The sequence below is a fragment of the Aeromonas sp. 9A genome, assembly GCF_963900955.1.
Lineage (GTDB): Bacteria > Pseudomonadota > Gammaproteobacteria > Enterobacterales > Aeromonadaceae > Aeromonas > Aeromonas salmonicida.
In genome coordinates, this window is the sequence record NZ_CAWRFG010000001.1 from 1,595,292 (window position 1) to 1,619,935 (window position 24,644).

At 58.1% G+C, this 24,644-nt stretch carries 24 protein-coding genes and 2 tRNA genes; 13 read left to right on the forward strand and 13 right to left on the reverse strand.

Features of this window, described 5'->3' with window-relative positions; all coding sequences use genetic code 11:
- Positions 1 to 33: 33 nt before the first annotated feature.
- Positions 34 to 579, reverse strand: a complete 546-nt coding sequence (locus tag AACX78_RS07675; RefSeq protein WP_125606427.1) for a cytochrome b — start codon at positions 577 to 579, stop codon at positions 34 to 36.
- A 237-nt stretch (positions 580 to 816) separates the two neighbouring features.
- Between AACX78_RS07675 and AACX78_RS07680 the strand changes: the two genes are divergently transcribed.
- Both AACX78_RS07680 and AACX78_RS07685 read left to right on the forward strand, forming a co-directional pair.
- Complete coding sequence (locus AACX78_RS07680) at positions 817 to 1,635, forward strand: ABC transporter substrate-binding protein (RefSeq protein WP_159165834.1); 819 nt, start codon at positions 817 to 819, stop codon at positions 1,633 to 1,635.
- 62 nt (positions 1,636 to 1,697) lie between these two features.
- Complete coding sequence (locus AACX78_RS07685; RefSeq protein WP_096118820.1) at positions 1,698 to 2,660, forward strand: sensor domain-containing diguanylate cyclase; 963 nt, start codon at positions 1,698 to 1,700, stop codon at positions 2,658 to 2,660.
- An 88-nt stretch (positions 2,661 to 2,748) separates the two neighbouring features.
- Here the strand turns inward: AACX78_RS07685 and crr are convergent, their stop codons facing one another.
- The 4 genes from crr to cysK all read right to left on the reverse strand — a co-directional run bounded on the left by crr (position 2,749) and on the right by cysK (position 6,742).
- Entirely contained in the window at positions 2,749 to 3,258 is a 510-nt protein-coding gene (gene crr, locus AACX78_RS07690) for a PTS glucose transporter subunit IIA (RefSeq protein ID WP_005312365.1), read from the reverse strand.
- Positions 3,259 to 3,301: 43 nt separating this feature from the next.
- On the reverse strand, positions 3,302 to 5,029 hold the full coding sequence (ptsI, locus tag AACX78_RS07695) for a phosphoenolpyruvate-protein phosphotransferase PtsI (protein ID WP_159165835.1): 1,728 nt from the start codon (positions 5,027 to 5,029) through the stop codon (positions 3,302 to 3,304).
- Between the two features lie 44 nt (positions 5,030 to 5,073).
- Entirely contained in the window at positions 5,074 to 5,331 is a 258-nt protein-coding gene (locus tag AACX78_RS07700) for an HPr family phosphocarrier protein (RefSeq protein ID WP_005303128.1), read from the reverse strand.
- Between the two features lie 442 nt (positions 5,332 to 5,773).
- Positions 5,774 to 6,742, reverse strand: coding sequence for a cysteine synthase A (gene cysK, locus AACX78_RS07705; RefSeq protein WP_005312371.1), 969 nt, complete (start codon positions 6,740 to 6,742; stop codon positions 5,774 to 5,776).
- A gap of 167 nt (positions 6,743 to 6,909) precedes the next feature.
- Between cysK and AACX78_RS07710 the strand changes: the two genes are divergently transcribed.
- The 4 genes from AACX78_RS07710 to AACX78_RS07725 are packed head-to-tail and all read left to right on the forward strand — an operon-like array spanning position 6,910 to position 11,600.
- Positions 6,910 to 7,752, forward strand: a complete 843-nt coding sequence (locus AACX78_RS07710) for an AAA family ATPase (protein WP_159165836.1) — start codon at positions 6,910 to 6,912, stop codon at positions 7,750 to 7,752.
- Between the two features lie 4 nt (positions 7,753 to 7,756).
- Positions 7,757 to 8,920 carry a vWA domain-containing protein gene (locus tag AACX78_RS07715; protein WP_113721184.1) on the forward strand — a complete coding sequence of 388 codons (1,164 nt, stop codon included), beginning with the start codon at positions 7,757 to 7,759 and terminating at the stop codon, positions 8,918 to 8,920.
- A 57-nt stretch (positions 8,921 to 8,977) separates the two neighbouring features.
- Positions 8,978 to 10,099, forward strand: coding sequence for a beta-ketoacyl-ACP synthase III (locus tag AACX78_RS07720; protein WP_159165837.1), 1,122 nt, complete (start codon positions 8,978 to 8,980; stop codon positions 10,097 to 10,099).
- Between the two features lie 55 nt (positions 10,100 to 10,154).
- A complete protein-coding gene (locus AACX78_RS07725) occupies positions 10,155 to 11,600 on the forward strand; it encodes an HD domain-containing phosphohydrolase (protein ID WP_159165838.1) in 1,446 nt (481 codons plus the stop codon).
- A 43-nt stretch (positions 11,601 to 11,643) separates the two neighbouring features.
- Here the strand turns inward: AACX78_RS07725 and tsaA are convergent, their stop codons facing one another.
- On the reverse strand, positions 11,644 to 12,348 hold the full coding sequence (gene tsaA / locus AACX78_RS07730; RefSeq protein ID WP_159165839.1) for a tRNA (N6-threonylcarbamoyladenosine(37)-N6)-methyltransferase TrmO: 705 nt from the start codon (positions 12,346 to 12,348) through the stop codon (positions 11,644 to 11,646).
- Positions 12,349 to 12,582: 234 nt separating this feature from the next.
- Between tsaA and AACX78_RS07735 the strand changes: the two genes are divergently transcribed.
- Positions 12,583 to 13,572, forward strand: coding sequence for an NAD-dependent epimerase/dehydratase family protein (locus tag AACX78_RS07735; RefSeq protein ID WP_159165840.1), 990 nt, complete (start codon positions 12,583 to 12,585; stop codon positions 13,570 to 13,572).
- Positions 13,573 to 13,655: 83 nt separating this feature from the next.
- Here the strand turns inward: AACX78_RS07735 and AACX78_RS07740 are convergent, their stop codons facing one another.
- The 4 genes from AACX78_RS07740 to cydD all read right to left on the reverse strand — a co-directional run bounded on the left by AACX78_RS07740 (position 13,656) and on the right by cydD (position 18,099).
- Positions 13,656 to 14,042, reverse strand: coding sequence for a DUF488 domain-containing protein (locus AACX78_RS07740; protein ID WP_159165841.1), 387 nt, complete (start codon positions 14,040 to 14,042; stop codon positions 13,656 to 13,658).
- Between the two features lie 9 nt (positions 14,043 to 14,051).
- A complete protein-coding gene (gene rcsF / locus AACX78_RS07745) occupies positions 14,052 to 14,423 on the reverse strand; it encodes an Rcs stress response system protein RcsF (protein WP_017412233.1) in 372 nt (123 codons plus the stop codon).
- A gap of 168 nt (positions 14,424 to 14,591) precedes the next feature.
- Positions 14,592 to 16,337, reverse strand: coding sequence for a heme ABC transporter ATP-binding protein/permease CydC (gene cydC / locus AACX78_RS07750; protein ID WP_159165842.1), 1,746 nt, complete (start codon positions 16,335 to 16,337; stop codon positions 14,592 to 14,594).
- Positions 16,330 to 18,099, reverse strand: a complete 1,770-nt coding sequence (cydD, locus tag AACX78_RS07755; RefSeq protein WP_159165843.1) for a heme ABC transporter permease/ATP-binding protein CydD — start codon at positions 18,097 to 18,099, stop codon at positions 16,330 to 16,332. Before cydD ends, cydC begins: the two co-directional genes overlap by 8 nt.
- 201 nt (positions 18,100 to 18,300) lie before the next feature.
- Here cydD and AACX78_RS07760 point away from each other — a divergent pair.
- Together AACX78_RS07760 and AACX78_RS07765 are read left to right on the forward strand one after the other, a co-directional pair.
- Positions 18,301 to 18,374 (forward strand) — tRNA-Gly (locus tag AACX78_RS07760).
- Positions 18,375 to 18,473: 99 nt separating this feature from the next.
- Positions 18,474 to 18,548, forward strand: a tRNA-Gly gene (locus AACX78_RS07765).
- Positions 18,549 to 18,680: 132 nt separating this feature from the next.
- Here AACX78_RS07765 and arcA read toward each other — a convergent pair.
- A complete protein-coding gene (gene arcA, locus AACX78_RS07770) occupies positions 18,681 to 19,400 on the reverse strand; it encodes a two-component system response regulator ArcA (protein WP_005312398.1) in 720 nt (239 codons plus the stop codon).
- A gap of 376 nt (positions 19,401 to 19,776) precedes the next feature.
- Here arcA and AACX78_RS07775 point away from each other — a divergent pair, with 376 nt between their 5' ends.
- Together AACX78_RS07775 and AACX78_RS07780 are read left to right on the forward strand one after the other, a co-directional pair.
- Positions 19,777 to 20,193 (forward strand): DUF3293 domain-containing protein, encoded by a 417-nt coding sequence (locus AACX78_RS07775; RefSeq protein WP_159165844.1) that lies wholly within the window; start codon positions 19,777 to 19,779, stop codon positions 20,191 to 20,193.
- Positions 20,194 to 20,235: 42 nt separating this feature from the next.
- A complete protein-coding gene (locus AACX78_RS07780; protein WP_005312402.1) occupies positions 20,236 to 20,715 on the forward strand; it encodes a putative 4-hydroxy-4-methyl-2-oxoglutarate aldolase in 480 nt (159 codons plus the stop codon).
- 4 nt (positions 20,716 to 20,719) lie between these two features.
- Here AACX78_RS07780 and AACX78_RS07785 read toward each other — a convergent pair whose 3' ends face one another.
- Positions 20,720 to 21,196, reverse strand: coding sequence for a hypothetical protein (locus AACX78_RS07785; RefSeq protein WP_159165845.1), 477 nt, complete (start codon positions 21,194 to 21,196; stop codon positions 20,720 to 20,722).
- Positions 21,197 to 21,368: 172 nt separating this feature from the next.
- Between AACX78_RS07785 and AACX78_RS07790 the strand changes: the two genes are divergently transcribed.
- Complete coding sequence (locus tag AACX78_RS07790) at positions 21,369 to 21,767, forward strand: META domain-containing protein (RefSeq protein WP_005312410.1); 399 nt, start codon at positions 21,369 to 21,371, stop codon at positions 21,765 to 21,767.
- 170 nt (positions 21,768 to 21,937) lie between these two features.
- On the opposite strand, the gene aceK is transcribed toward AACX78_RS07790, so the two are convergent.
- Positions 21,938 to 23,665: a bifunctional isocitrate dehydrogenase kinase/phosphatase gene (aceK, locus tag AACX78_RS07795; RefSeq protein ID WP_159165846.1), complete on the reverse strand. Its 1,728-nt coding sequence runs from the start codon at positions 23,663 to 23,665 to the stop codon at positions 21,938 to 21,940.
- A 266-nt stretch (positions 23,666 to 23,931) separates the two neighbouring features.
- Here aceK and AACX78_RS07800 point away from each other — a divergent pair, with 266 nt between their 5' ends.
- The gene (locus AACX78_RS07800) at positions 23,932 to 24,624 is read left to right on the forward strand and encodes a tRNA/rRNA methyltransferase (protein ID WP_005312418.1); all 693 of its coding nucleotides are present in this window, start codon (positions 23,932 to 23,934) and stop codon (positions 24,622 to 24,624) included.
- Positions 24,625 to 24,644 lie beyond the last annotated feature (20 nt).

The window sequence follows — 24,644 nt, forward strand, 5'->3', positions numbered from 1 at the left end:
GGGCCTTTTTGTTGGCGTGTTCAAGGCGGGTGCTTATTTCCGCTCGGGCAACATATTGGTCAAGGTGTTGTCCTTGAGCACATGATGGTGATAGATGGCTGCCGCCGCATGCAGGGCGATCAGGGCATAGCCTATGTTGGCCAGCGTTTCGTGCAGATCCTTTATCGTCCCCTTCAGAGCATCATCCGGCGCGAGCAGGGCGGGCAGCTCACATCCGAAGAAGGGGATGGGCTTGCCACCTGCGCTGAGGAGCAACCAACCCAGCAGCGGAGCAAGGATGAGAAAGCCATACAGTGCCAGGTGGGCGAGGTGACCGAGTGTTCGCATCAGGGGTGACAGGGTGGGCACTATGCGGGGTGACGGGCTGCTAAAGCGCACCAGCAGCCGTACGACAACCAGAGCCAGGATCAACAAGCCCACCATGAAGTGCCACTCCTTCATCAGGTCACGACCGGCCGAGCCCTTGGGGAAAATATCCCTGAACTCCATCAATGCGTAGACGGCCATCATCAATAGCAGGGTCAACCAGTGCAGCCCGATACTCAGGCTGCCATAACGCTGTTCGGTATTTTTCAACATGCTCGTGTCCTTCTCGGGGCGCTCATTGCATCACTTTTTATCTCGTTGGGCGGGCTTGGGGTGGCCGGACCCTGGTGCATCCCTTTCCATGTTACGAGGCTTGTCCGGGCAAACATTGATCCAGATAACCTTTTAACACTGAATGCTCATCCCGCTGGCTGTGGTTGCACCTTTCATCACGGAGCTATGCTTCTGATAACCCTGCCCGCTATGGCAGTGATGACGAGGGTTTGATCCATGAAACATGTCGGCTTGGGTAAGGGTCTCCTGTTCATGTTGTGCGCCCTTGTGGCCGGGGGGATGGGGAGCAGCAATGGCCACCTCTCTGCGGCTGAGTCTGAACATCCAACGCGCTTTTCTGCCTATCTGGGCCTGTTGCCGGGGCTCATCGATTCCGATGGTAGCGGCCCCTTCGTCAATCTGGTCAAAGCTATCGCTGATCTGGACGATGGGGTCGAGGTGAGCGTGATGGTCTATCCCATGTCGCGGGCAACCCGCAGCGTTGTGGTGGGGGAAGCGGACTTCAATCTGCCCGCGTTGCGCAATCCCTATATCGATGAATCCATGCTCCCTTATCGTTTCAGTTCTGTGACCTTTGGCAAGGTGACCCATGTGCTTTACAGCAACAGCACAGCTCCAATTACGCCTGCCATGGTACTCGGTTATGAGTACACCAAGCGCGATCTGCTCATCGAGGGGGTGAGCGACTTCTGGCCCTTCTCGGTCAAACGTTCCCTCTCAATCGAGCAGTCCCTTGGCAAACTGAGCAGGGGCCGTATCGACGCCTTTCTCTGGGCGCAGGAGGAGGCCGATTTTGCATTGAGGAAGATGGGGCTGACCAATATCCACCGTGTCTATTTCGGCGAGTTCGACGATGTGTTTATTATCCCGAAAGGAGAGAAGGGGGATGCGGTGGACCGCTTCCTGACACAGTCCATCGGCAAGCTCAAGACCTCCGGTCAGCTGGACAAGATCTACTCTGCCATCCACGGCCCCTATCAGGAGTGGCAACCGGGAGAGAACACTGCGACCAAGGTGGTCCGAGAGGCTCAATAAGCGGATTTACCCAGCCTGCGGACTCACTTACTGTTGAGCGAAATATTGGTAAGGGAAATACCTTGAACATATCCGAGTCAGCGATATTGAGCGAACTGCAGCAGATCCTGTTTCGATCCTTTGATGTGATCCCGATACCGATCCTCATTTCAGAGGCGGTCTGTGGTGACACTCTTGGCACAATACCAACAACCCTGTCGAACATTCCCATCCGGCATCACAGGTTCGTGAATCAGGCATTCTCTGCGCAGCTGGGTTACACCCTGGCCGAGCTGCCGGATATGACAGCCTGGTTTGCGACTGTCTATCACGATGAGCAGACCAGAACTCAAGCCATCCAGGACTGGAATCAGGTTGTCATGACCAGTCTGGCCAACGGCTCTGCCGTGGCGGAGATGTCTACCCGGATCTACTGCAAGAATGGCCAGCGCCGCTGGTTTACCATCACAGCCCAATTGACGGCCGATGCCATGCCCGGCTGGCACATAGTGACGTTTCGTGACATTCACGATCTGCACTGCATGATAGAGGAGGTCAGTCGCCTCTCCTGTACCGATCCACTGACAGAACTCAGCAACCGGCGCGGAGCCGAGCAGCAGCTGCAGGCGCACTGGCTGCAGGGGCGACCTTTGTCAGTGGTTCTGTGCGATGTTGATCACTTCAAGCAGGTCAACGATCGATATGGTCATCCCGCCGGGGACGCGGCCTTGTGTGGGGTTGCCCGCATCATGGAGGAGCAGTTGCAGGGAAAGGAGTGTCTGGCGCGCTGGGGAGGGGAGGAGTTCCTGCTGATCCTGCCGGGAGCGGATGCCTCCCGGGCGGTCTCCCTGGCCGAGCAACTGCGACAGCTGTTGTCTGCCAGTCAGATAAATTGGCACCATCACCATTTCTCACTGACGATGAGTTTTGGCTGCGCCACGCTGACGACGGGACAAAGCCTCGACAACCTGTTGCTGGTGGCGGACAGGGCGCTGTATCAGGCGAAGGCGCAGGGGCGAAACCGGGTATTGTTTGGCAAGGAGTAGTCGGTATTCACTGCCATTTTTTCATAAAAAAACCGAAGCACATGGCTTCGGTTTTTCGTTGCAGCTACTGGCTTGAGCCAGCCGTGCATTATTTTTTGATGCGGATCACCGGGGTCTCGCCCACAGTCACGGCACCTGTCATCTTGATCAGCTCTTTGATCTCATCCATGTTGGAGATGACAACCGGCGTCAGGGTCGACTTGGCTTTCGCTTCCAGAATGGCCAGATCGAACTCGATGATGGTGTCGCCGCGCTTGACCTTTTGACCTTCCTGAGCGATGCGGGTGAAGCCTTCGCCTTTCAGTTCAACGGTATCGATACCGAAGTGAACGAACAGCTCGATACCAGAGTCGGATTCCAGCGAGAACGCGTGGTTGGTCTCGAAGATCTTGCCGATGGTGCCATCGCACGGTGCAACCATCTTGTTGCCAGCCGGCTTGATGGCGATACCGTCGCCGACGATCTTCTCGGCGAAGACAACGTCAGGCACATCTTCGATCGGTACGATTTCACCTGACAGCGGGGCAAAAATTTCGATGCCGCCGGTATCAGAGCTATCATCGGAAACCAGTTTCTTCAGTTTATCGAACAGACCCATAGTAAAAGCTCCTAGAGATGATTGTCGCTGTTTGCAGCCGATCTTAGCAGACTGCCTTCTGCTTAATAAAGTTATCTACACAGGCTTCGATTTCGGCGGCAGTTGCGTAGCTCAGTGCCTGGTCAGCCATTGCCTTCACATCTTCGAAGTTGGTGTTGCGGATAAGCTTCTTGATACGCGGTACAGAGATGGAGCTCATGGAGAACTCATCCAGACCCATACCCAGCAGCAGCAGTGTGGCGCGTTCGTCACCAGCCAGCTCACCACACATACCGGTCCACTTGCCATTGTCATGGGAAGCGTCGATAACCATCTTGATCAGGGTCAGGACGGAGGGTGACAGCGGGTTGTACATGGCGGAGATCATCTCGTTACCACGGTCGACTGCCAGAGTGTACTGGGTCAGGTCGTTGGTACCGATACTGAAGAAATCCACTTCTTTAGCCAGATGATGAGCCATCACGGCAGCAGCCGGAGTCTCGATCATGATACCCACTTCGATGGATTCATCAAAGGCTTTGCCTTCGGTGCGCAGTTCGGCTTTCAGCTTCTCTACGGTGGCCTTGAGGCTGCGGAACTCTTCGACTGAGATGATCATCGGGAACATGATGCGCAGTTTGCCGAAGGCAGACGCACGCAGTATGGCCCGCAGCTGGGCATGCATGATGTCTTCGCGATCGAAGAAAATACGCACGGCACGCCAGCCCAGGAAGGGGTTCATCTCTTTCGGGAAATTCATGTACGGCAGTTCTTTGTCGCCGCCAATGTCCATGGTACGGACAATGATCGGCTGATCCGGCATGGCCTCTGCCACTTCTTTGTAGGCCTTGAACTGCTCGTCTTCGGTCGGCAGCGCATCGCGATCCATGAACAGGAACTCGGTACGGTACAGACCCACGCCTTCGGCGCCATTGCGGATGGCACCTTCGGTATCCTTGACGGTACCTATGTTGGCGCAGACTTCGACCTGGTGACCATCCAGGGTGATGGCAGGCAGGTCTTTCAGCTTGGCCAGCTCATCTTTCTCAGCCTGGAACTGGGCCTGGAATTGCTTGGCTTCGTTCAGCTGTTCAGCGGTCGGGTTGATGATGATCTGGTTGTTGATCGCATCCAGCACCAGCATGTCACCGTTCTTGACGCGCTCGGTGATGTCGTTGGTGCCTACCACGGCCGGCAGCTCAAGGGAGCGCGCCATGATGGAGGTGTGAGAGGTACGGCCACCGATATCGGTAACGAAACCCAACACATATTTCAGGTTGATCTGGGCAGTTTCGGACGGAGTCAGGTCTTTGGCGACCAGGATGACCTCTTCGTCTATGGTGCTCAGATTGACTACGGCGATGCCCAGCACGTTCTTCACCAGACGGGTTCCGATGTCACGGAAGTCGGTGGCGCGCTCGCGCAGGTAGGGATCGTCCAGATCGGCCATCATCTTGGCGTATTGCTCGATGACCTCGTAGACGGCCTTATCAGCGGTGGCCTTGTTGTCTTTGATGAAGGATCTGATATCCCCTTCCAGCTCCTCATCTTCGAGCAGCATGATGTGGCCTTCGAAGATGGCCTCTTTTTCCTCACCGAAGGTGCGACCAGCCATGGCTTTGATGGCTTCCAGCTGTGCAGCTGACTTGGTGCGGGCTTCGAGGAAGCGGTTGATCTCGGCGTCAATCTGGTCAGCAGAAATCTTGCCCTGATTGATAACGATTTCATCTTCTTTAAGAAGAAGCGCCTTACCGAATGCGATACCGGGGGACGCAAGAATGCCAGATATCATAATCCTTCCTATTAAAACGACTGTGGGGGAGGAATAAAGCTGGATTACTCCAGCTCGTCCATCAGGGCAACCAGCTTCTCAACGGCTTTCTGAGCGTCCGGGCCGTCGGCCTGGATGGTCACGTTGGTGCCTTTGGTCAGGCCCAGGGTCTGCAGCTTGAACAGGCTCTTGGCGCTGGCGGATTTGCCACCGGAGACCACAGTGATCTCGCTTTGGAATTCTTTGGCTTCTTTCACGAACTGAGCTGCCGGACGGGTGTGCAGGCCGTTTTCAGCAGTGATAACAACAGACTTCTCGTACATGGTTTCACCCCATATTATTGATATTCTTTGGAGAGATGGATGCTTTTGACGCTTCCTTGTCTCACCGTGTCAGTATGGATATGTTGTAAAGTAACGAAATCAGACCTGCAATGGTTTAATCCAGGTCAATTTTCTGTGCAGTATTCGGTGTTTGCCGCTACTCTTTTCCGTTATCGCGCTACAAGCCGCAGAAATACTGGCTTGAAATTATTTTATAACGAAAAATAACACTTTGTTACTTTGTGATACCTAGTCGGCAAACACCTCGTGACGCCGCACAGGATATGAAATTTATCACAGGATGTCTGCTTTTTTTGTCACTCGTTTGTTTGTTATTTTACCCCAAAAAATAAGGGGCCGAGTGGCGCTGCCAAGTGCTCAGTCTAGCTCATAAAGAAACGGCGCTCCTGGGAGCGCCGTTGTTTTGAAATTATCCGATCACTTACTGTTGCAACTCCTGCTCGCTGAACACGCCGGCAAACAGCGCGCTGGAGAGATAACGCTCGGCGGCGCTCGGCAGTATGACGACGATTGTCTTGTCGGCAAATTCCGGCAGCTCGGCCAGACGGGCGGCGGCCACGACGGCTGCCCCGGAGCTGATACCGGCCAGAATACCTTCCTCTTCCATCAGACGGCGTGCCATCTCGATGGCATCATCACTGCTTACCTGTTCGACGCGGTCCAGCAGGGTCAGGTCCAGGTTGCCCGGGATGAAGCCGGCACCAATGCCCTGGATCTTGTGGGGACCCGGTTTGATTTCGAGACCGGCCAGACGCTGGCTGATCACCGGTGATTCACTTGGCTCGACGGCCACCGAGATCACTGCCTTGCCTTTGGTCTGCTTCAGGTAGCGGGAGACGCCGGTAATGGTGCCGCCTGTACCTACACCGGCCACGAATACATCCACCTGACCGTCGGTGGCATCCCAGATCTCGGGGCCAGTGGTCTTCTCGTGGATTTCCGGGTTGGCGGGGTTTTCAAACTGTTGCAGCAAAACGTATCTGCCCGGCTCTGATTCGAGGATCTCGTTGGCCTTGGCGATAGCGCCTTTCATGCCAAGAGGGCCTTCGGTCAGCACCAGATTGGCACCGAGCGCCTTGAGCAGCTTGCGGCGCTCCAGGCTCATGGTGGCCGGCATGGTCAGGGTGATGGGATAGCCACGGGCGGCGGCCACAAATGCCAGAGCAATACCTGTGTTACCACTGGTGGGCTCGATGATCTCCTTGCCCTGGGTCAGTACGCCGCGCTTCTCGGCATCCCAGATCAGGTTGGCACCGATGCGGCACTTGACGCTGAAGCTCGGGTTGCGGCTTTCAATCTTGGCCAGTACGCGGCCCTTGGTAACACGGTTGAGTCGAACCAGCGGGGTGTGACCTATGGTCTGGCTGTTGTCCTCAAAAATTTTGCTCATGGTGCTATCCCTGTTTGTTACGGCGATGAAACAAGATTACCCTGTGGTTTCTGAATGAGAAGTGACGATTTGTTATAACAATATGTTATTACAAGATATAGAGCTTATTCTTTCTTACTGAGGCCTCGATCTCAAAAAGGTCTCTTATCGTCAAAGGAATGGACGTTATGGGATTTGCAGGAAGCGATCGCTATCTCGCCTCAGAGGCGCTGAAGATGGCGGTCAATGCGGCTATAGTGCTGGAAAAACCTTTACTTATCAAAGGTGAACCTGGCACTGGCAAGACAGAGCTGGCCGAGGCCGTGGCCAGTTCGCTCGGCACTCACCTCATTGCCTGGCACATTAAATCCACCACCAAAGCCCAGCAGGGGCTCTATGAATATGATGCAGTGGCCCGGCTGCGTGATTCCCAGCTGGGGGATCCGCGAGTGGGGGATATCAGTCATTACATTCGCCAGGGCAAGCTGTGGCAGGCTTTTACCGCTGATGAACGGCCCGTGCTGCTTATCGACGAGATAGACAAGGCGGACATCGAATTCCCCAACGACCTGCTGCTTGAGCTGGATGGGATGGAGTTTGACGTCTACGAGACCGGCGAGCGAGTCAAGGCCCGCCGGCGCCCCGTTGTCATCATTACCTCCAACAACGAGAAAGAGCTGCCGGATGCCTTCTTGCGTCGCTGCTTTTTTCACTACATTCGCTTTCCCGACAAGGCCGAGATGCAGGCCATCGTCAACCTACACTATCCGAACCTGAAAGCGGCGTTGCTGGATGAGGCCATGACGCTCTTCTTCGAACTGCGGGAAGTGGAAGGGCTGCGCAAGAAGCCCTCTACCTCCGAGTTGCTGGACTGGATCCGGCTGCTGCTGGCCGATGATATCTCTCCCGAGGCGATGCGCACCCGCGAACCGGGCAAGCTGGTCCCGGCGCTATACGGCGCCCTGCTGAAGACGGAGCAGGACTTGCACCTGTTCGAGAAGCTGGCCTTCCTGGCCCGTCGCGGCAACTGACACCATGCTGATCGACTTTTTCAGCCAGCTGCGTCGTCACAAGATCCCCTGCAGTTTGCGCGAATTGCTGGACTTGCACGCCGCGCTGGCAGCCCGGCTGGTCAGTGTCGATATGGATGACTTCTATCAGCTCTCCCGCTGCCTGCTGGTCAAGGACGAGGCTCATTTTGATCGCTTCGATCGCGCCTTTGCCGAGTATTACGACGGTCTGCAGGCCAGCCACTTGCTGCCCGACGCCTTACCTGATGAGTGGCTACGCAAGGAGTTCGAACGTTTGTTAAGTGCCGAAGAAAAGGCACTGCTGCACTCTCTGGGGGGGCTCGACAAGCTGCTTGAAACCCTCAACCAGCGATTGGCGGAACAAAAAGAGCGCCATGCCGGCGGCAACAAGTGGGTGGGGACTGGCGGCAGCAGTCCGTTCGGTCACGGCGGATTTCATCCGGAAGGGATCCGCATGGGGGGAGAGGGCCAGCATGGCAAGGCGGTCAAGGTGTGGGAAGCCCGCCACTATCGCAACTTCAGCGACGACTCGCCCCTGGGCCAGCGTGCCATCCAGCTGGCCCTGCGCAAACTCAGACGCTGGGTGCGCAAGGGCAATCCCGACGAGCTGGATCTCGACGACACCATCCAGAGTACAGCCCGTCAGGGCTGGCTGGATGTAAAGCTGCGACCCGAGCGCCACAATGGTGTCAAACTGCTGGTCTTCTTCGATGTGGGTGGTTCCATGGATGCCCACGTGGCCGAGGTGCAGCGGCTCTTCTCGGCGCTGCGCCACGAGTTCAAGCATCTGGAGTATTTCTACTTTCACAACTGTCTCTACGACTTCGTCTGGCAAGACAACGCCCGTCGCTTCGAGGAGCGGTTCGACACCCTGAGATTGTTGCGCACCTACGGCAGCGACTACAGGGTGATTTTTGTGGGGGACGCCAAGATGGGCCCCTACGAGATCAGCTGGCCCGGCGGTGCCGTTGAGTACTGGAACGAGGAGGCTGGTCAGGTATGGCTCGCTCGCCTGCAGCAACACTTTCCCAGGCTGGTGTGGATCAATCCCATCCCCAGGCGCGAGTGGCTCTGGCATCCCTCCATCAAGTTGATGAATGACGTGGTTGGCGGGCGTATGCATCCGCTGACGCTGGCTGGTCTCGCCGCGGCGATCGATCAGTTGTAATGACCTCTCTACCCAAATAAACCAACAAGCCGGGATTGCACCCGGCCAGGAGCAAAGATGACTTCTATCGTGATCAGTGGATCAGGCCTCTATACCCCGCCTTTTGCTGTCAGCAATGAAGCGTTGGTGACCGCCTTCAACCAGTATGTGGACCTCTACAACGAGGAAAATGCCTCCGCCATCGATGCGGGTCAGCTATCCGCCAAGCAGCACTCGAGCTGCGAATTCATCGAGAAGGCGTCCGGCATCAAGAGTCGCTATCTGGTGAGCAAGGAGGGGGTGCTGGACCCTGACATCATGCAGCCCTTGCTCCCCGAGCGGGCTGACGATCAGCCCTCCATCATGGTGGAGATGGCGGTCGCTGCCGCCGAGCAGGCGCTGATTGCCGCCGGCCGTGAGCCGGGTGAGATTGATCTGGTGATAGTGGCGGCTTCCAACATGCCAAGGCCCTATCCGGCGCTCTCCATCGAGTTGCAACACTATCTGGGGGCGAGCGGCATGGCCTTTGACATGAACGTGGCCTGCTCATCCGCTACCTTTGGCATCAAGACGGCGGCGGACATGCTGGCGGCAGGCACCGCCAAACTGGCGCTGGTAGTGAACCCGGAGATCTGCTCCGGGCACCTCAACTTTCGTGACAGGGACAGCCACTTCATCTTCGGCGATGCCTGTACCGCCGTGCTGCTGGAGCGGGAGGCCGATTGCAAGGTGGCCAACCCCTGGCAACTGGTGGCCAGCAAGCTGGTGACCCAGTACTCCAACAATATCCGCAACAACTTCGGCTTTTTGAACCGGCTCAGTCCGCGTACCCGTCATGGGGATGACAAACTGTTCCGCCAGCAGGGGCGCAAGGTATTCAAGGAGGTGCTGCCGCTGGTGTGCGATCAGATTGCCAGCCAGCTGGATGAGCAGGGCTGGACGGCGGACTCCTTGAGCCGACTCTGGCTGCATCAGGCCAACCTCACCATGAACCAGTTCATCGGCCGCAAGCTGCTGGGCCACGATGCCAGCCAGCAGGAGGCGCCGGTCATTCTTGATAGCTATGGTAATACCAGCTCGGCGGGTTCCATCATCGCGTTTCATCTGTACAATCGCGACCTTCCTGCGGGGGCCCGTGGTGTACTCTGCTCGTTTGGCGCTGGCTATTCGATAGGGAGTCTGCTGCTGCGGCGCCTGTGAGGGGCGGGGGCATATCCCCTCCGTCATAACAATAAACAGCGGTCAGGGTGAAATCATGCAGAAAATCACGGGGCGCTGCGCCCTGCATTACGGGGTGACACTGTCACTCTTTTGCCTCTACGGGTGGCAGGTCTGTCCGTTTTTGGAGAGCCTGACCCTGCCTCAGCTGCTGGGGCCTGCCTTGCTGGTCTTCGCCATCATGTTTGCCGTGCGCGATCGGGTGTTGCACCGGTTGGCCCTGCCTGGCAGCGGGCTTGGCGGCTTCGGGCTGGAAGTGGTCTTCTACCTGCTTGGGGCGTTGCTGCTCTCGGGCTATAACGGCTTCATGTATGACTTCCCGCTGGAGAGTCACCTCAAGATCCTGTTGGGGATGACCACCCTGGGCTTTCTGGTGGCGGCGGACTTGTCGCTGGTGCGGGACTGGAACCTGGCCAAACTGCGGGAGTATCAGGGCTCGCTGGTGCTGACCCGGCCGCTGGCCATGCCGGTTTCCCGTAAGTTCACTCTGTTTACTTTCACCACGCTCGCACTGTTGGGGGGTGTCTTTTTCCTGCTGTTCAACAAGGATCTGGAGTGGTTGGCGACGGTGGACAGAGGCATGTCGCGGATCGATGCCCAACACTACATATTGCTGGAAATCGCCTTCGTGATGGCGGTGACCTTCGGTTACCTCTGGCTGATTATTCGTGGCTATGGCCGTAATCTGACCCTCTCCCTGATGCACCAGACGCGCGCCATGGCGCAGGTGCAGTGTGGCGATCTGGATGCGCGGGTGCCGGTGACCCGGGATGATGAATTCGGCCTGATTGCCGCCAGCACCAACCAGATGATCGGCGAGCTGAAGGCACGCAGCGATGAGCTCAACCTGACCCGGGACGTGGCTATCCTCGGCCTTGCCTCGCTGGCAGAGACCCGGGACAACGAGACGGGCGCCCACATCATCCGTACCCAGCACTACGTCAAGGTGCTGGCCGAGTACCTGCGTCGCCACGACGGAGAGCGTTATCCACTGGATGACACCACCATAGACCTGCTATTCAAGTCGGCGCCGTTGCACGATGTGGGCAAGGTGGGCATTCCTGATGCCATCCTGCTCAAGCCGGGCAAGCTGACCGATGAAGAGTTTGCCATCATGAAGCGCCATCCCCAGATAGGGGCGGATGCGCTGGCCAGCGCCGAGGCTCAGCTTGGTTCTAACTCCTTTCTGCGGCTGGCGCGCGAAATTTCCCTCACCCACCACGAGAAGTGGGATGGCAGCGGTTACCCGGCCGGCCTGGCCGGAGAGCTTATCCCGCTATCTGGCCGCTTGATGGCGGTGGCGGATGTCTACGATGCCCTCATCTCAAAACGGGTCTACAAGCCCGCCTTCACCCATGAAGAGGCGAAAGCCATCATAGTGCAGGGGCGCGACAGCCATTTTGATCCTGGTATGGTCGATGCCTTCCTTGCTTGCGAGGGAGCCTTCAGGCAGATCGCCGCCGAACACAGGGATCAAGAGTGACAAAAAACACATCAGGGTGCTTTTTACTCAAATAGCGCCGAGATCAAGCAAATTCTATGGCGAGCACCAGACAGTCGGGCTCTGTGATGCGAAAGCGTACGTTGAGGTCAAACAGCCTGACGCCGTACTCCTTTTCGTCCGGCTTGCCTTTCTTGTAGGCGGGGCGAGGGTCCTGGGCCAGCACTTCGCTAACCAGCAGACGAAGCTCGGGGTGAGCCTTGAGCCAGGGCTGCAGCTGCTGCTCCGCTTCGGGGGTGAAGCTGACCACGAGAGGCGGGGTGGGGGCCTCGGGGGCAAAGCCGCCACGGGCGTCCGGCAGACTGTCGGCATAGGGAATATAGGGCTTGATATCGACGACAGGAGTGCCATCCAGCAGATCCACGGCGCCGAGCTCCAGCCACAGTTTGCCACGCTCGCGACCAACGCCGTGCAGCTCGACCACCGACAGACCCAGCGGGTTGGGGCGGAAGGTGGAGCGGGTGGCAAAGACTCCGACCCGTTCGTTGCCGCCCAGGCGCGGCGGACGTACCGTCGGGTGCCAGCCCTGATCCATGGTCTGGTGAAACACAAAGCTGAGCCACAGATGGGAGAACTGCTCTATGCCGCGCAGCACGTCCGGCTGATCGTAAGGGGGCAGCAGCTCGAGGCGGGCGCGGGCCGATTTGACCAGACCGGGCTGGCGGGGGATGGCGAACTTCTCCTTGTAGGGAGAGTGGATGATCCCGAGGGTGTCGATTTCGAACTTCATGGCGGATCCTGACTGAAAACCCCGGCAATTTAGCACAGGCAGCCTCAAAACGCAGGCTCTGCCTCGCTACGCTCATTTCCCACGTCCTGTCGTGATCCCCGTCCCATACCGGCACTCGGGAGCTGTACCCCGGCACCAACTTGCGTAGGGTGAGGGCAGATGGAGCAGGGGATGGCATTCGCGCTCTGCTCTGTGGCGAAGGCGTTCAGATGGCGCCGGATTGGAGATACATGGATGAAATTGCTGATTATCGGTGGCACCGGCTTTCTGGGCCGCCACCTCACCACGCTGGCGTTGGACTGGGGGCACGAGGTGACGCTATTCAACCGGGGCCGGCATCAGCACCCGGACTGGCGTGACCTAGTTCAGCTCAACGGTGACAGGAACAAGGATCTGAGCCCCCTGCAAAGCCAAGGGTTGCGCTGGGATCTGGTCATAGACACCTGTTGCTACCGTCCCGAGCAGGCGGTGAGCCTCTCGGCAGCCCTGCTCGGGCGCTGCGAGCGGCTGATCTTTATCTCCACCATCAGCGTTTATCGCGACTTCGCCAGCCGGGGCATGGATGAATCGGCGCCGTTGCACGAGATTGTCGAGGGGGAATTGCCCACCGATTACGGTCCGCTGAAGGTACTGTGCGAAGCTGCGTATCGGGATCATTGGGGCGAGCGGCTCTGCATCCTGCGCCCCGGTGTCCTGTGCGGCCCCCATGATCCGACCGGCCGTCTGGCCTGGTGGGTGAAGCGGGTACAGCAAGGGGGGCCCTGGTTGCTGCCGGGGGACGGGCAGGATCGACTGCAATACCTGGACGTGCGCGACTGCGCCGAATTCGTGCTGCGGGCCGCCGAGCAGCAGCTGGGTGGCTGTTTCAATCTGCTCAAACCCGGTATTGCGCTGGTGGACTGGCTGGATCGCATCACCGCCAGGCTGGCGCCCGCCACACAATGGCAAGCGCAGTGGCTCCCCTGGCCTGAGTTGCTGTCAGCCGGCGTCGAACCCTGGCAGAGCTATCCCACGCTATTGCCAAACGAGTTGGCTGAGTATGCCGGCTATGGCCGCATCAGTGCCGAGGCAGCCATAGTGCAGGGGCTCAACTTTCGACCGCTGGAGGAGACGGTCGCCGATCTGATGCAATGGTTGATGGACAACGAAGGTGCCGTGGTGGCTGGTATGACTGCGGAGCAGGAGGCTGCGCTGCGTCGGCGCCTGCGGGTTGGCAGCCTGTAGTAGGACTCATCCTGTCTGAATGGTGATTGAAGTGAAAGAGGGCGTCCGTCGGGACGCCCTCTTTCACTATCCGGCTGTGCTTTCTAGCGTAACTTGGCGCCGCAATTGACCAGCAGCTCTTGCAATATGCTGCGATGACAGCGAGACGCCTGCTCGCAGTAACAGCCCACCGACAGATTGGTGGTATGGGAGAGGGCAGCCAGCAGCGCCAGATCGTGGCGGGCACAGGGGGTGGCCATCTCGGCCTTGTACTGCTTGCAGAAAACGGCCCAGAGGGCAGGCGTATCGGCGGCCTGGCCCAGCTTCATGGTGTCGCTGCTGGGCGCCAGATTGGGAAACCAGACGTCATACCAATCCTGACTGGCAAACGCCTGCTTGGGCACACCACGGGGCGGGCGCCGCACTGTGCCGATGCGCAACCCTTCATCTTCAAGACGAGGACTGCCGAGCCGGACTATGGCCAGGGCCATGGGGTATCCTTACTTCTCTTGTGCCACTTTGAGCGCCTGCCCGTAGCAGATCACCTGTTTTAGGCAGCCCGGAGTGTCACTGAACTCGGCGCACTTGTCGAAGGTGACGCCATTGCCACCCATGTCGGCCACGCGGCGACGGGCCAGGGTGCGAGCTTCACCTGCGTTCGGCACCGGCTGCTTGGCATCGCTCTGGCAAGATTCCCCCTCGACGGTGCCGAGGTAGAGGTAGTTGAGGTCAGCCAGCTGGTTCTGTTCATAGATCTGAACGCCGCCCGGCTTGAAGTACTCGTCGAAGTTTTCCTTGTCCAGATTGCTGTTGAAGGAGAAGTCGGCGCAACCGGAGGCAATCAGGGGCATCATCAGGATCAGGCGTTTCATATCAGCATCTTTTTGAACTGTGAGGGCGGACATTATAGGGGCCAGTCGCTGCCTGCGACCAGCCCCAATTTTAGCTGTGAAGATGAGGTGTGACGGGGATCAGACAGGCTCCGCCGGCCTGTCTTAAAGGAGGGAGGCGTCCGCAGGTGTATCCTACCTCTTTCATTCTCAAGCCGGTGTCAGCCGCTCATAGAGGCTGCGATAGTAGTCGTCAGCCAGCAGATCATGATGAGGCGCACACAGACGGATCTGCCCCTCTTCCATCAGGGCAATACGGTCCATCTGCTCCAGCCCCAGCAAGCGGTGGGAGATGAGCAGCAGGGTGCGATCCGCCCCCAGCTTGAACAGCAGATCCATGATCTCCCGCTCGGTCTGGCTGTCGAGGCCCTCGGTCGGTTCATCCAGCAGCCAGAGCGGTGCATCGTGCAACAGGGCGCGGGCGATACCGATACGGCGTCGCTCGCCACCCGAGAGGGGGCGACCGCCATCTCCGAGCCAGGCATTCAACCCGGTATCGCTGTGGCCTGCCTCATCCTCCAGCAGATGTGCCAGACCGACCTGGTTCAGCACCTCGGTCAGCTGCTCATCGCCGGCCCCGGGGGCGGCCAGTTTCAGGTTGTCGCGCAAGGTAGCGGCAAACAGATGAACCCGCTGGCTCACCACAGAGAGAGACGCGCGCAGCGCCCCTTCGCTGTAGTCCGTCAACGGCTTGCCATCGAGCAGGATCTTGCCCGCCTGCGGGCTCCATTCACGGGTCAGCAATCCCATCAGGGTGGACTTGCCGCAGCCGGTCTGGCCCAGCAGAGTCAGTTTCTCACCCGCCTGCAGTTGCAGGGTACAGCCACGCAGCACGGGATGCGGGTTACCGGGATAGCCGAAATAGAGATCGCTTATCTGCAAGACGCCCTCTTTGGCATGCTGCTGCTCGTTCCCCCACTCGGGGGCCTTGGCCTCCTGCAGGATCTCGTTGAGGCGGCGAGCCGAAGTGAGGCTGGTGGAGAGGTGCTGGAAAGCCCCCGCCAGCGGCAGCAGGGCCTCGAAGCTTGCCAGGGTGGCGAACACCATCAGCGCTGTGATGGGGTCAGGTGCCGCACCCGCCACGCCGTGACCGGCCAGCCAGAGCATCAGGGTGAGTGTCCAGCCGCTCAAGAGCTGCACGCTGGCATTGGCCAGTCCGCTCACCCTGGCCATACGGGCCTGTGCCGTCAGCAGGGCCTGTTCCGCCTGTTGCAGCTCGCTGAGCGCCTTGGGGGCTGCGGCAAACATCTGCAGCTCGGCCTGACCGTCCAGATAGTCCACCATGCGGGTGCGCATGGACGATTTCTCGGCTATCAGCGCCTGACCTGGCTGGCGACCGAGGTAGTAGAAGACCAGCGGCAGGGCAATCATGCCAAACAGCAGTATGGCGCCCAGCGTCAGGGCGAGGCGGCCATCGAAGAAGGAGAGGAATATGACCAGTCCGGTGCAACTGAGCAGGGCTGCGCCTATGGGAGTGACCAGCCGCAGATAGACGTGATCCATCGCATCGATGTCGGCCACCAGCCGGTTGAGCAGATCCGCCTGACGAAAACCGGCCAGGGTGCCGGTGGAGAGTGGCGAGAGCTTTTGCCAGAACCAGACTCGCAGCCGGGTCAGTACCCGGAAGGTAGCGTCATGGCTCACCACCCGCTCACCCCAACGACCTGCGGTGCGGATGATGGAGAAGAAACGCACCCCGCCAGCCGGTGTCATGTAGTTGAAGGTATCGCGGCTGGCGACCGCCATTCCCGCCACTGCCGCGGCGGAAAGGAACCAGCCGGAGAGGGACAAGAGCCCCATCCCCGCCACCAGAGTGACCAGTGCCAGCAGCAGGCCCAGCGAGAGACTCAGCCAGTGCTGACGATAGAGGCGCAGAAACGGCAATAGATCAGTCATCGAGAGAACTCCCGGAACGATGGGACAACAGATGGGCGAAAGCCCCCTGGGCTTGGCTCAGTTGCTGGAAGCTGCCTTGCTCCACCAGTTGGCCACGGGCCAGTACCAAGATGTTATCCATCTTGGTGAGTTCATCCAGGCGGTGAGTGATCATCAGCAGAGTTTGACCTGCCGTCGCCTGTTCCAGCGTGGTCATGATGGCGCGCTCCGAGTGGCGATCCAGGCTGGCGGTGGGTTCATCCAGTACCATCAGCTGGGTCGATTTGAGCAGGGTGCGTGCCAGGGCAAGACGCTGTGCCTGACCGACCGAGAGACCGCCGGCCTGATCACCGACCGGATAGTCGAGTCCCTTCTCCATGGCAAACTCCCAGGCCTGAGCCCGCTTGAGAGCATCTTCCAGCTCGGCGTCGCTGGCAGATGGCTTGGCCAGCAGCAGGTTGTCGCGCAAGGAGGCGTGAAACAGCTGGGGATTCTGGGAGAGCCAGCCCAGTTGCAGTCGCCACTGACTCATGTCGAGACTGGCAAGCTCCTGCCCGTTGAGCTTGAGCTCACCACGATAGGGAGCAAAGCCGAGCAGGGCATTGACCAGCGAGCTCTTGCCCGCGCCGCTGATCCCGATCAGTGCCGTGCGTGAACCGGCTGCCAGCGTGAAGTCGATGGGGCCGACCAGCACCTTGCCTTCGGCGCTCAGCACCTCCAGGGCACGGGCTTCTACCTTGACGGGGCTGTCGGCATGAAAGGAGGCATTGCCGGAGGCGGGCTCGCTGACCTCGGCTTCGAGGAACTCCAGCAACTGTTCGGCCGCGCCTATGGCTTGCGCCTTGGCATGGTAGTGAGCGCCCAGCTCGCGCAGCGGAGCATAGAACTCGGGGGCGAGGAACAGCACGAACAGGCCGGTAAACAGGGTGACCTTGGTGCCATAGTGGCCAAAATTCAGATGATCTATGTAGGAAAAGCCAAAGTAGACCGCGACCAGCGCCACCGAGAGGGCGGCGAAGAACTCCAGCACGGCGGTACTCAGAAACGCCAGACGGAGCACTTCCATGGTTCGCTCGCGAAAATCTTCCGACGCGTCGCGAATGGCGTCACCCTCCGCTCGGGTGCGCATGAAGAGTTGCAGGGTACGCAAGCCCTTGAGGCGATCGAGAAAGTGGCCGGAGAGACGGGCCAGTGCCTGGAAATTGCGGCGGTTGGCATCGGCGGCACCCACACCCACCAGGATCATGAAGAAGGGAATGAGGGGAGCTGTGCCCAGCAGGATCAGGCCAGCCGCCCAGTTGACCGGGAACACGGCTACCAGGATCACCAGCGGAATAAAGACGGCAATGGCCATCTGCGGCAGATAGCGGGAGAAGAAATCCTGCATATTTTCAATCTGTTCCAGCAAGAGGCTGGCCCAGCTACCGGCAGGGCGGCGTTGTATATAGGCAGGGCCGAGACGGCTGAGGCGAGTGAGGACCAGCTCGCGAATGGCCTGGCGCACAGCGCTGCCCGCCTTGAAACTGGCAACCTCGCGGCCATAGGCCAAAGCGGCCTTGGTCAGGGTGACCAGCAGCAGGGTAATAAAGAGAGGAATGGATTGCTCCGGGGTTGCCCCCTCGATGATGAAGCCATGCAACAGGGTCGCCAGCAGCCAGGCCTGGGCGACCATCAAGATGCCCTGGCCAAGGCCAAAGCCGATGGAGAGACCGATCCAGCGTCGGCCGTGGCTCGATTGGTTGCGCAACCAGCCATAAAGACGTTTTTGAGTTTTTTTATCCATTACCACCATCCTCGCGTCGAGTGGCGCAAGACTATCCTCGCCCCTCAGGCTTGGCAACCTTGTAAATTTCTGGTGTTGAAAATGTTTGATTGAAAAAACACCTTGCTGCTCATTAGTTGGTCGAACAGCTTGATTTATGGTAAAAAACACCATTGCGGTGATTGCGCTCAGCGGCAAAATGCATATAGTAGAGGCCCTGACGCGGGTGTAGTTCAATGGTAGAACGGTAGCTTCCCAAGCTGCATACGTGGGTTCGATTCCCATCACCCGCTCCAAATTTAGATGCAAAGCCTGCATCAATGCGGTAACTGCACAAGCCCACAGGCTGATTGCAAGGGGTTGAACTCCCGTCTCGCACTTGATTTTGATGTCCTGCGGGCATCGTATAATGGCTATTACCTCAGCCTTCCAAGCTGATGATGCGGGTTCGATTCCCGCTGCCCGCTCCAGCTTTCATGCAAAAAGCCCACTCGTAAGAGTGGGCTTTTTGTTTTGTGTTTGCGCTGGATGATGGCAAACATCAGGCAGAGAAAAGGCGCCATGGGCGCCTCGTAAACTCACTCTGCAATGACGAAACGGGCTTATTCCTGCTCCAGCTCGCCACAGAAACGGTAGCCTTCGCCATGGATGGTAGCGATGATTTCCGGTGTGTCGTTGACGCTCTCGAAGTGCTTGCGAATGCGGCGGATGGTGACATCCACAGTGCGGTCATGGGGCTTGAGCTCACGACCTGTCATCTTCTTGAGCAGTTCTGCACGGGTCTGGATCTGGCCCGGGTTTTCGCAGAAGTGCAGCATGGCACGGAATTCTGAACGGGGCAGCTTGAACATGTCGCCAGCCGGGCTGACCAGTGCGCGGCTGTTGATGTCCAGTGCCCAGCCGTTGAACAGGTAGCGCTCAACCAGCTTCTTCTCTTCGCCGCCAGCGGCCACATTCATGGTGCGGCTCAGCAGGTTGCGGGCACGAATGGTCAATTCACGGGGATTGAACGGCTTGGTGATGTAATCATCGGCGCCGATTTCCAGACCCAGGATCTTGTCCACTTCATTGTCACGACCGGTCAGGAACATCAGGGCGATGTTGTCATCTTCACGCAGCTCGCGCGCCAGCAGCAGGCCATTTTTGCCTGGCAGGTTGATGTCCATGATCACCAGATTGATGGTGTGGGCAGTGAGGGCTTGATGCATCTCGTCGCCATTATTGGCCTCGAGTACAACGTAGCCTTCGGCCTCGAAGATGCTTTTCAGGGTATTGCGGGTGACCAGTTCGTCTTCGACGATCAGAATGTGTGGTGTTTGCATGAGTATTCCCAGATTCTTATCAGTTAGTTATCTAAATTTTAACACTCTTTGGCGTTACCCGACCGGTCCTGAAAATTTATTACGTCATCCTGGGTATGAATGTCAGGTCGGATTATCGCGAATTTGGCATCAGCGTCGGCAAACATCCCTGTGCCACACGTGGGCTCTCAACAAGTCTGATCGAGAGAAGCCTGGAAAGGTAGTCCATTACAAAAGTGGCTGCATTTTATCAGTTAACAGGCGCATAACAACACTCTTTGCCGTCAGATAGCAACTTTTTAACTCTGGATTGATATAGGTCAAACCCTGAGTTCACAGCATGATACTTGGGGTTACCCCCATTTTCGCCCTTATAAAATGTAATGGAATGTAACATGTGGTTGACATGATTTTGTGGGAAAACTACAAAAAAATTTGTTTTATTGCACCATTTTTGGCACCTCAATGGCCTGTTTACGCCATTGTGACGGCCTGGAATCCTGCCAGCCGCGAGGTAGGAATGCGTCGCAATACCCGCCGTCAGCGCGCCCTGTGGCGGGCCATCGCCGCGTCTCCCACCATGATGGCGCTGGGGCCATTGTGGGGCAGTGCTCCTGATGCAAGTTGGCGTGAATCATCGCTGGCGCTGGCTTCTTCTCGTGGTGAGGCCATCGATTTGGCAGCTCGTTTCGGCCAGAACGCCATCTATTGGGTGGAGCAGGGCGAGCTCTGGTTGCAGCCCGTGCTGATGAAAGGCGAACCACTCCATTTGGGCAAAATTGAATCCCACTGGATTGTCAGATCAACGGCTTGATGAAAGAATGAGCGAATTCATGTCCATGGAAGGAGGCTTATGATGCTGGATCTACTACCCGACCTCTGCGATCAACATGGTGATGCCCTGCAAGTCGCCGATCCACTGTTTCACGATTTTGGTGGCAAGCCGCTGTTTTATGGCCAGGCGGTCACGCTTTCCTGTTATGAAGACAACAGCCTGGTGCGAGAGCTGGTCAACCGTCCCGGTCAGGGGAGGGTGATGGTGATTGATGGCGGCGGTTCGTTGCGCCGTGCTTTGCTCGGCGATCAGCTGGCCATCAAGGCGGCGGAGCAGGGTTGGGAGGGAATAGTGATCTTTGGCGCTGTGCGCGATGTGGGGACACTGGCAACCCTGGCGCTGGGGGTCAAGGCGTTGGCTGCTTGCCCGGTCAAAACAGAGAAGCTGGGTCAGGGAGAGCTGGATGCCGTGGTGTCGTTTGCCGGTGTGACCATACATCCGGGTGACTATGTTTACGCCGACCTCAACGGCGTACTGGTCAGTGCCACCCGGCTTATCTGATCGGTCAGAAGTTGAAGCCTACGCCCAGGCTGAGGGAGTGCTCAGTACTGAATGCACTCACGCCGTAGTTTGCCGTGATGGCAAGCTGCGGTGTAAGCAGCAGGCTGGTGTTGAGCTCCAGCAGTGTGCTGGCCTTGTGCACTTCCAGCTGTTTGAGCTGGCTGCCGATGTTCAATGTGGGGGAAAACTGGTAGCGCACCCCAGAGCTCAGGTTGTAGCCGGACTGTTCGCTGTGCGGGCCTATGGCCGGGCCCGCTTCCATGTAGAGGCTGACGTCATCCATGATCGGATATTGATAGCCGGTGTTGATGAGCCAGAGGTCGAAACTGTCGCTGTGATGAGTCTGGCTGTCGAGCAGCACGCCTGAGTAGCTTTTGACGTAGAGCTGGCTGTCAGCCTCGCTCTTGAGGAAATCCCAGTCGGCGGACTGGGCACCGAGGCTGAGGCATGAAGCGAGTGCGATGATGAGTGGTTTGACCATTCTTTTCCCCTCCCTGGGTCCGGAACAGGAATACAAGCATGGCACATGCCAGTTGGTAGTAAAGGGAACGGAGATCACAATAAAAGAGTTTTAATCTGCCTCAGTCTCGTGATAAACAGGCCACCATCATCACGTTCCTTCCCCTATTTCGCTTATATCAAGAGGTGAACCCATGAACAAGAAACTGACCCTGCTGGCCGCATTGGCTCTGGGAGGCTGCGCCATGACCACTGGTTCCAATCTGGCTGCGCTGCAAGCGTCTACCTGGCAACTGCAAGGTGCGAGCGATGATACCTTCACCCTGCAAGTAGCGGGTGACAAGGTGGCGGGCAAGGGCGGCTGCAACCGCTATTTTGGCGGTATCACCCAGCAGGGTGACGGCGTATTGACGCTGGGTGCCATGGGCTCGACCCGCATGATGTGCCCGGGTGATCTGGCGGGCAAAGAGATGATCTATCTGCAGCAACTGGAGAAGGTGGCGACCTTCAAGGTAAGCGGCAAGCAGCTGGTGCTGAGCGATGCCAACAAGGTTGCACTGCTCACTTTCGACGCCATGCCTGCGGCCAAATAACTGATATTTCTGTCAGGGGTTGTCGTAGCGTGAGCCGGCAGCTGTCATCAAAAAGGGACGCCGCGGCGTCCCTTTTCAATACTGCGCCATAGCGTTATGGCAAGACTCCCGGTTCTGCCGTCGCAATATGCATTGCATCCCAAGTTGGCAGCAAGGCGAGGCTCGCCTCCTCATCCCCCTCGCTGAAACTTGAAGCGCTTCTTGCGTCGATAGGGATAGACATCCTCGAATACCCCCACCTTGATGTTGCTCTGCAGCATCTTCCAGTAGTTGGCGTCGAACATCTCCTTGTGCAGCTGCATCATGATCTCCCGCACCTGGGGCTTTTGCAGCAGGAAGGTGGCGAACTCCTCGGGGAAGATGTCGTTGGGGGCCACCGAATACCAGGGCTCGGCGCTCCATTCATCTTCCGGGTAGCGCGGTGGCGGGATCTGGCGGAAGTTGCACTCCGTCATGTAGCAGATCTCGTCGTAGTCGTAGAACACCACCCGGCCGTGGCGGGTGACGCCGAAGTTCTTGAACAGCATGTCTCCCGGGAAGATGTTGGCCGCCGCCAGCTGCTTGATGGCGTTGCCGTACTCCTCCAGTGCGAGCCGGGTCTGCTGCTCGTCCGCCTTGTCCAGATAGAGGTTGAGCGGGATCATCTTGCGCTCTGTGTAGAGGTGCTTGATCACCAGCTTGTCACTGGTGATGGTGAGCGCCGAGGGCGCCACCGTCTTTAGCTCTGCCAGGAGCTCGGGCGAGATGCGATCCAGGGGAAACTCGAAGTTGGTGAACTCCTGGGTATCGGCCATGCGGCCCACCCGATCGTGCTGTTTTACCAGTCTGTATTTCGCCCGCACCTGCTCGTGACTCACATCCTTGGGGGGGGTGAACTCGTCCTTTATCACCTTGAACACAACGTCGTAGGAGGGCAGCGTGAACACGCTCATCACCATTCCCTTGATGCCGGGGGCGATGACAAATTGTTCCCGGCTCTGGGCCAGGTGTTGCTGGTAGTGACGATAAAGCTCTGTCTTGCCGTGCTTCTGGCAGCCGATGGCGTTGTAGATCTCATAATCGGGCTTGTGGGGCATGATCTGGCGTAAAAACACCACAAACAGCGCCGGCACTGGGGCGTAGACCATGAAGTAGGCGCGGGCGAAGCCGAACACGATGGAGGCCAGCTCCGGTTCGAAGATGACGGTATCCACATAGATGCTCTGGCCTGTGCTGAGCAGCGGCAGAATGAAGGGGAACACCTGCCCCTTCACCCGAATAAGTCCCACCAGATAGGCGCCCTTGTTGCGGTAGAACACCTCTTTGAGCATCTCGATGGCGAAGGGCTCGTCATGCAGGATCTGCGGGCCGTTCTCGGCAAGATGGCGGTGGATGTCGACAATGTCGCGCTGCTTGTCTTCATAGGGGAGGGTGAAGCTGTAATCCCCCAGCATCTGGCTCAGGGTCTGGGGCAGATGGGTGAGGTCAGTGCGATAGACCCGCAGCAGGGCGCTCAAGTCGGGATGCTCCCCCCGGCTGCGAAAGGGATGGATGTAGAGGTTCTCGTCGCGAATGTTGCGATGGCGGAAGATGCGGCGATAGACGGAGTTGAAGAAGGACTCCGCCACCTCGAAGTTGTCACAACGGGGCAGCAGATCACTGAAGGCGCCTTTCACCCGTTTGAGCAGCTCCTGAGTGGCGTGATGCTCCCCCATCATCTGCTTGATCAGGGCCGTGGTGGCGCCGACGTGGTGATCATAGAGGCGAATGCGCTCGCGTCCGGCCAGCTGTACTCCCAGCCAGTCACTGTTTTCGAAGCGGCTCTTGCTGCCCTGGGTTATTTCGAGAAACCGGCTGTAAAACGACTCGAAGCGTTGCAAGATCGTCTCGGCGACGGCCTGTTCCAATGGCTGCTGCATCTCTCTCTTCCTTGTGATGTGTCGGCCGGTATGGCGGCTGAGTCCGGGGCTGGTCTGTCGTCCTGTCCTTGCCCTGCAAGCGCTCAATCACTCACGGCATTCATGCCGGGAATGGCTGGCAGTTTGTTCACACGTCTGGCCACTATGGCAACATTCAAACATCTGTTCAAGTGGCAATTTTTGGGGATAAACGGTAGATTGCGCCCCTGTTTTGCCGACGGTTTGCAGCCTGTTTCAGATGTCGGCCCAGCCCAAGAGGAAACCCAATGAAGCTCTATTTTGTACTGGTGGCACCTGCCCGGGCACCCAATGTCGGGGCCGCTGCCCGCGCCATGAAAACCATGGGCTTCGATGCCATGCGACTGGTGGCGAGCCGGGTACACGAAGAGGAAGAGGCGAGCTGGGTGGCCCATGGGGCGCAGGAGATTTTGACCCAGGCCGAGGCGTTCGACACCTTGCCAGAGGCACTGGCCGACATGGATCTGGTGATCGCCACCACGGCCCGTCAGCGTGGCCGTTATCAGCACTACCTCACTCCGGGGGAAATTCGCGATCAAATCCGTGCCAAGCCGTCTCTCAACAAAGTCGCCATCGTGTTTGGCTGTGAAGAGTCCGGCCTTTCCAATGAGCAGCTGGCCCATGCGGATTTGCTGAGCTATCTGCCCCTCAAGGTGAGCTACCCGTCCCTGAATCTGGGGCAGGCGATCATGCTGTATGCCTATGAGATGAGCCAGTTGCTGGATGAGCCGCAAGCCGTAGCAGAAAATTTTGATAGCGTCGGACAGGTTCGGGTACTGAAACACAAAACAGCAGAAATACTTGGTGAACTCGGAGTTTCGCAGGATGAAAAACTGCATCAATGGGTGATGGACCGGGTGCCCATGCTGCCACAGCGGGATTTGAACATGCTGCATCTGCTCTGCAAAGACCTTGCTCGCCGATTTGGCAAAGAGGTTTAAGTTGACAGCCCGGCGCCCGG

Coding starts and splice junctions, on each gene's coding strand:
- arcA (WP_005312398.1), bottom strand. CDS start 19,400: ATGCAAACACCACACATTCTGATCGTCGAAGACGAACTGGTCACCCGC.
- AACX78_RS07675 (WP_125606427.1), bottom strand. CDS start 579: ATGTTGAAAAATACCGAACAGCGTTATGGCAGCCTGAGTATCGGGCTG.
- AACX78_RS07725 (WP_159165838.1), top strand. CDS start 10,155: ATGCAGAAAATCACGGGGCGCTGCGCCCTGCATTACGGGGTGACACTG.
- AACX78_RS07780 (WP_005312402.1), top strand. CDS start 20,236: ATGCTGGATCTACTACCCGACCTCTGCGATCAACATGGTGATGCCCTG.
- AACX78_RS07800 (WP_005312418.1), top strand. CDS start 23,932: ATGAAGCTCTATTTTGTACTGGTGGCACCTGCCCGGGCACCCAATGTC.
- cysK (WP_005312371.1), bottom strand. CDS start 6,742: ATGAGCAAAATTTTTGAGGACAACAGCCAGACCATAGGTCACACCCCG.
- AACX78_RS07710 (WP_159165836.1), top strand. CDS start 6,910: ATGGGATTTGCAGGAAGCGATCGCTATCTCGCCTCAGAGGCGCTGAAG.
- AACX78_RS07790 (WP_005312410.1), top strand. CDS start 21,369: ATGAACAAGAAACTGACCCTGCTGGCCGCATTGGCTCTGGGAGGCTGC.
- AACX78_RS07720 (WP_159165837.1), top strand. CDS start 8,978: ATGACTTCTATCGTGATCAGTGGATCAGGCCTCTATACCCCGCCTTTT.
- cydD (WP_159165843.1), bottom strand. CDS start 18,099: ATGGATAAAAAAACTCAAAAACGTCTTTATGGCTGGTTGCGCAACCAA.
- AACX78_RS07740 (WP_159165841.1), bottom strand. CDS start 14,042: ATGGCCCTGGCCATAGTCCGGCTCGGCAGTCCTCGTCTTGAAGATGAA.
- cydC (WP_159165842.1), bottom strand. CDS start 16,337: ATGACTGATCTATTGCCGTTTCTGCGCCTCTATCGTCAGCACTGGCTG.
- AACX78_RS07700 (WP_005303128.1), bottom strand. CDS start 5,331: ATGTACGAGAAGTCTGTTGTTATCACTGCTGAAAACGGCCTGCACACC.
- AACX78_RS07785 (WP_159165845.1), bottom strand. CDS start 21,196: ATGGTCAAACCACTCATCATCGCACTCGCTTCATGCCTCAGCCTCGGT.
- AACX78_RS07735 (WP_159165840.1), top strand. CDS start 12,583: ATGAAATTGCTGATTATCGGTGGCACCGGCTTTCTGGGCCGCCACCTC.
- aceK (WP_159165846.1), bottom strand. CDS start 23,665: ATGCAGCAGCCATTGGAACAGGCCGTCGCCGAGACGATCTTGCAACGC.
- rcsF (WP_017412233.1), bottom strand. CDS start 14,423: ATGAAACGCCTGATCCTGATGATGCCCCTGATTGCCTCCGGTTGCGCC.
- ptsI (WP_159165835.1), bottom strand. CDS start 5,029: ATGATATCTGGCATTCTTGCGTCCCCCGGTATCGCATTCGGTAAGGCG.
- crr (WP_005312365.1), bottom strand. CDS start 3,258: ATGGGTCTGTTCGATAAACTGAAGAAACTGGTTTCCGATGATAGCTCT.
- AACX78_RS07715 (WP_113721184.1), top strand. CDS start 7,757: ATGCTGATCGACTTTTTCAGCCAGCTGCGTCGTCACAAGATCCCCTGC.
- tsaA (WP_159165839.1), bottom strand. CDS start 12,348: ATGAAGTTCGAAATCGACACCCTCGGGATCATCCACTCTCCCTACAAG.
- AACX78_RS07680 (WP_159165834.1), top strand. CDS start 817: ATGAAACATGTCGGCTTGGGTAAGGGTCTCCTGTTCATGTTGTGCGCC.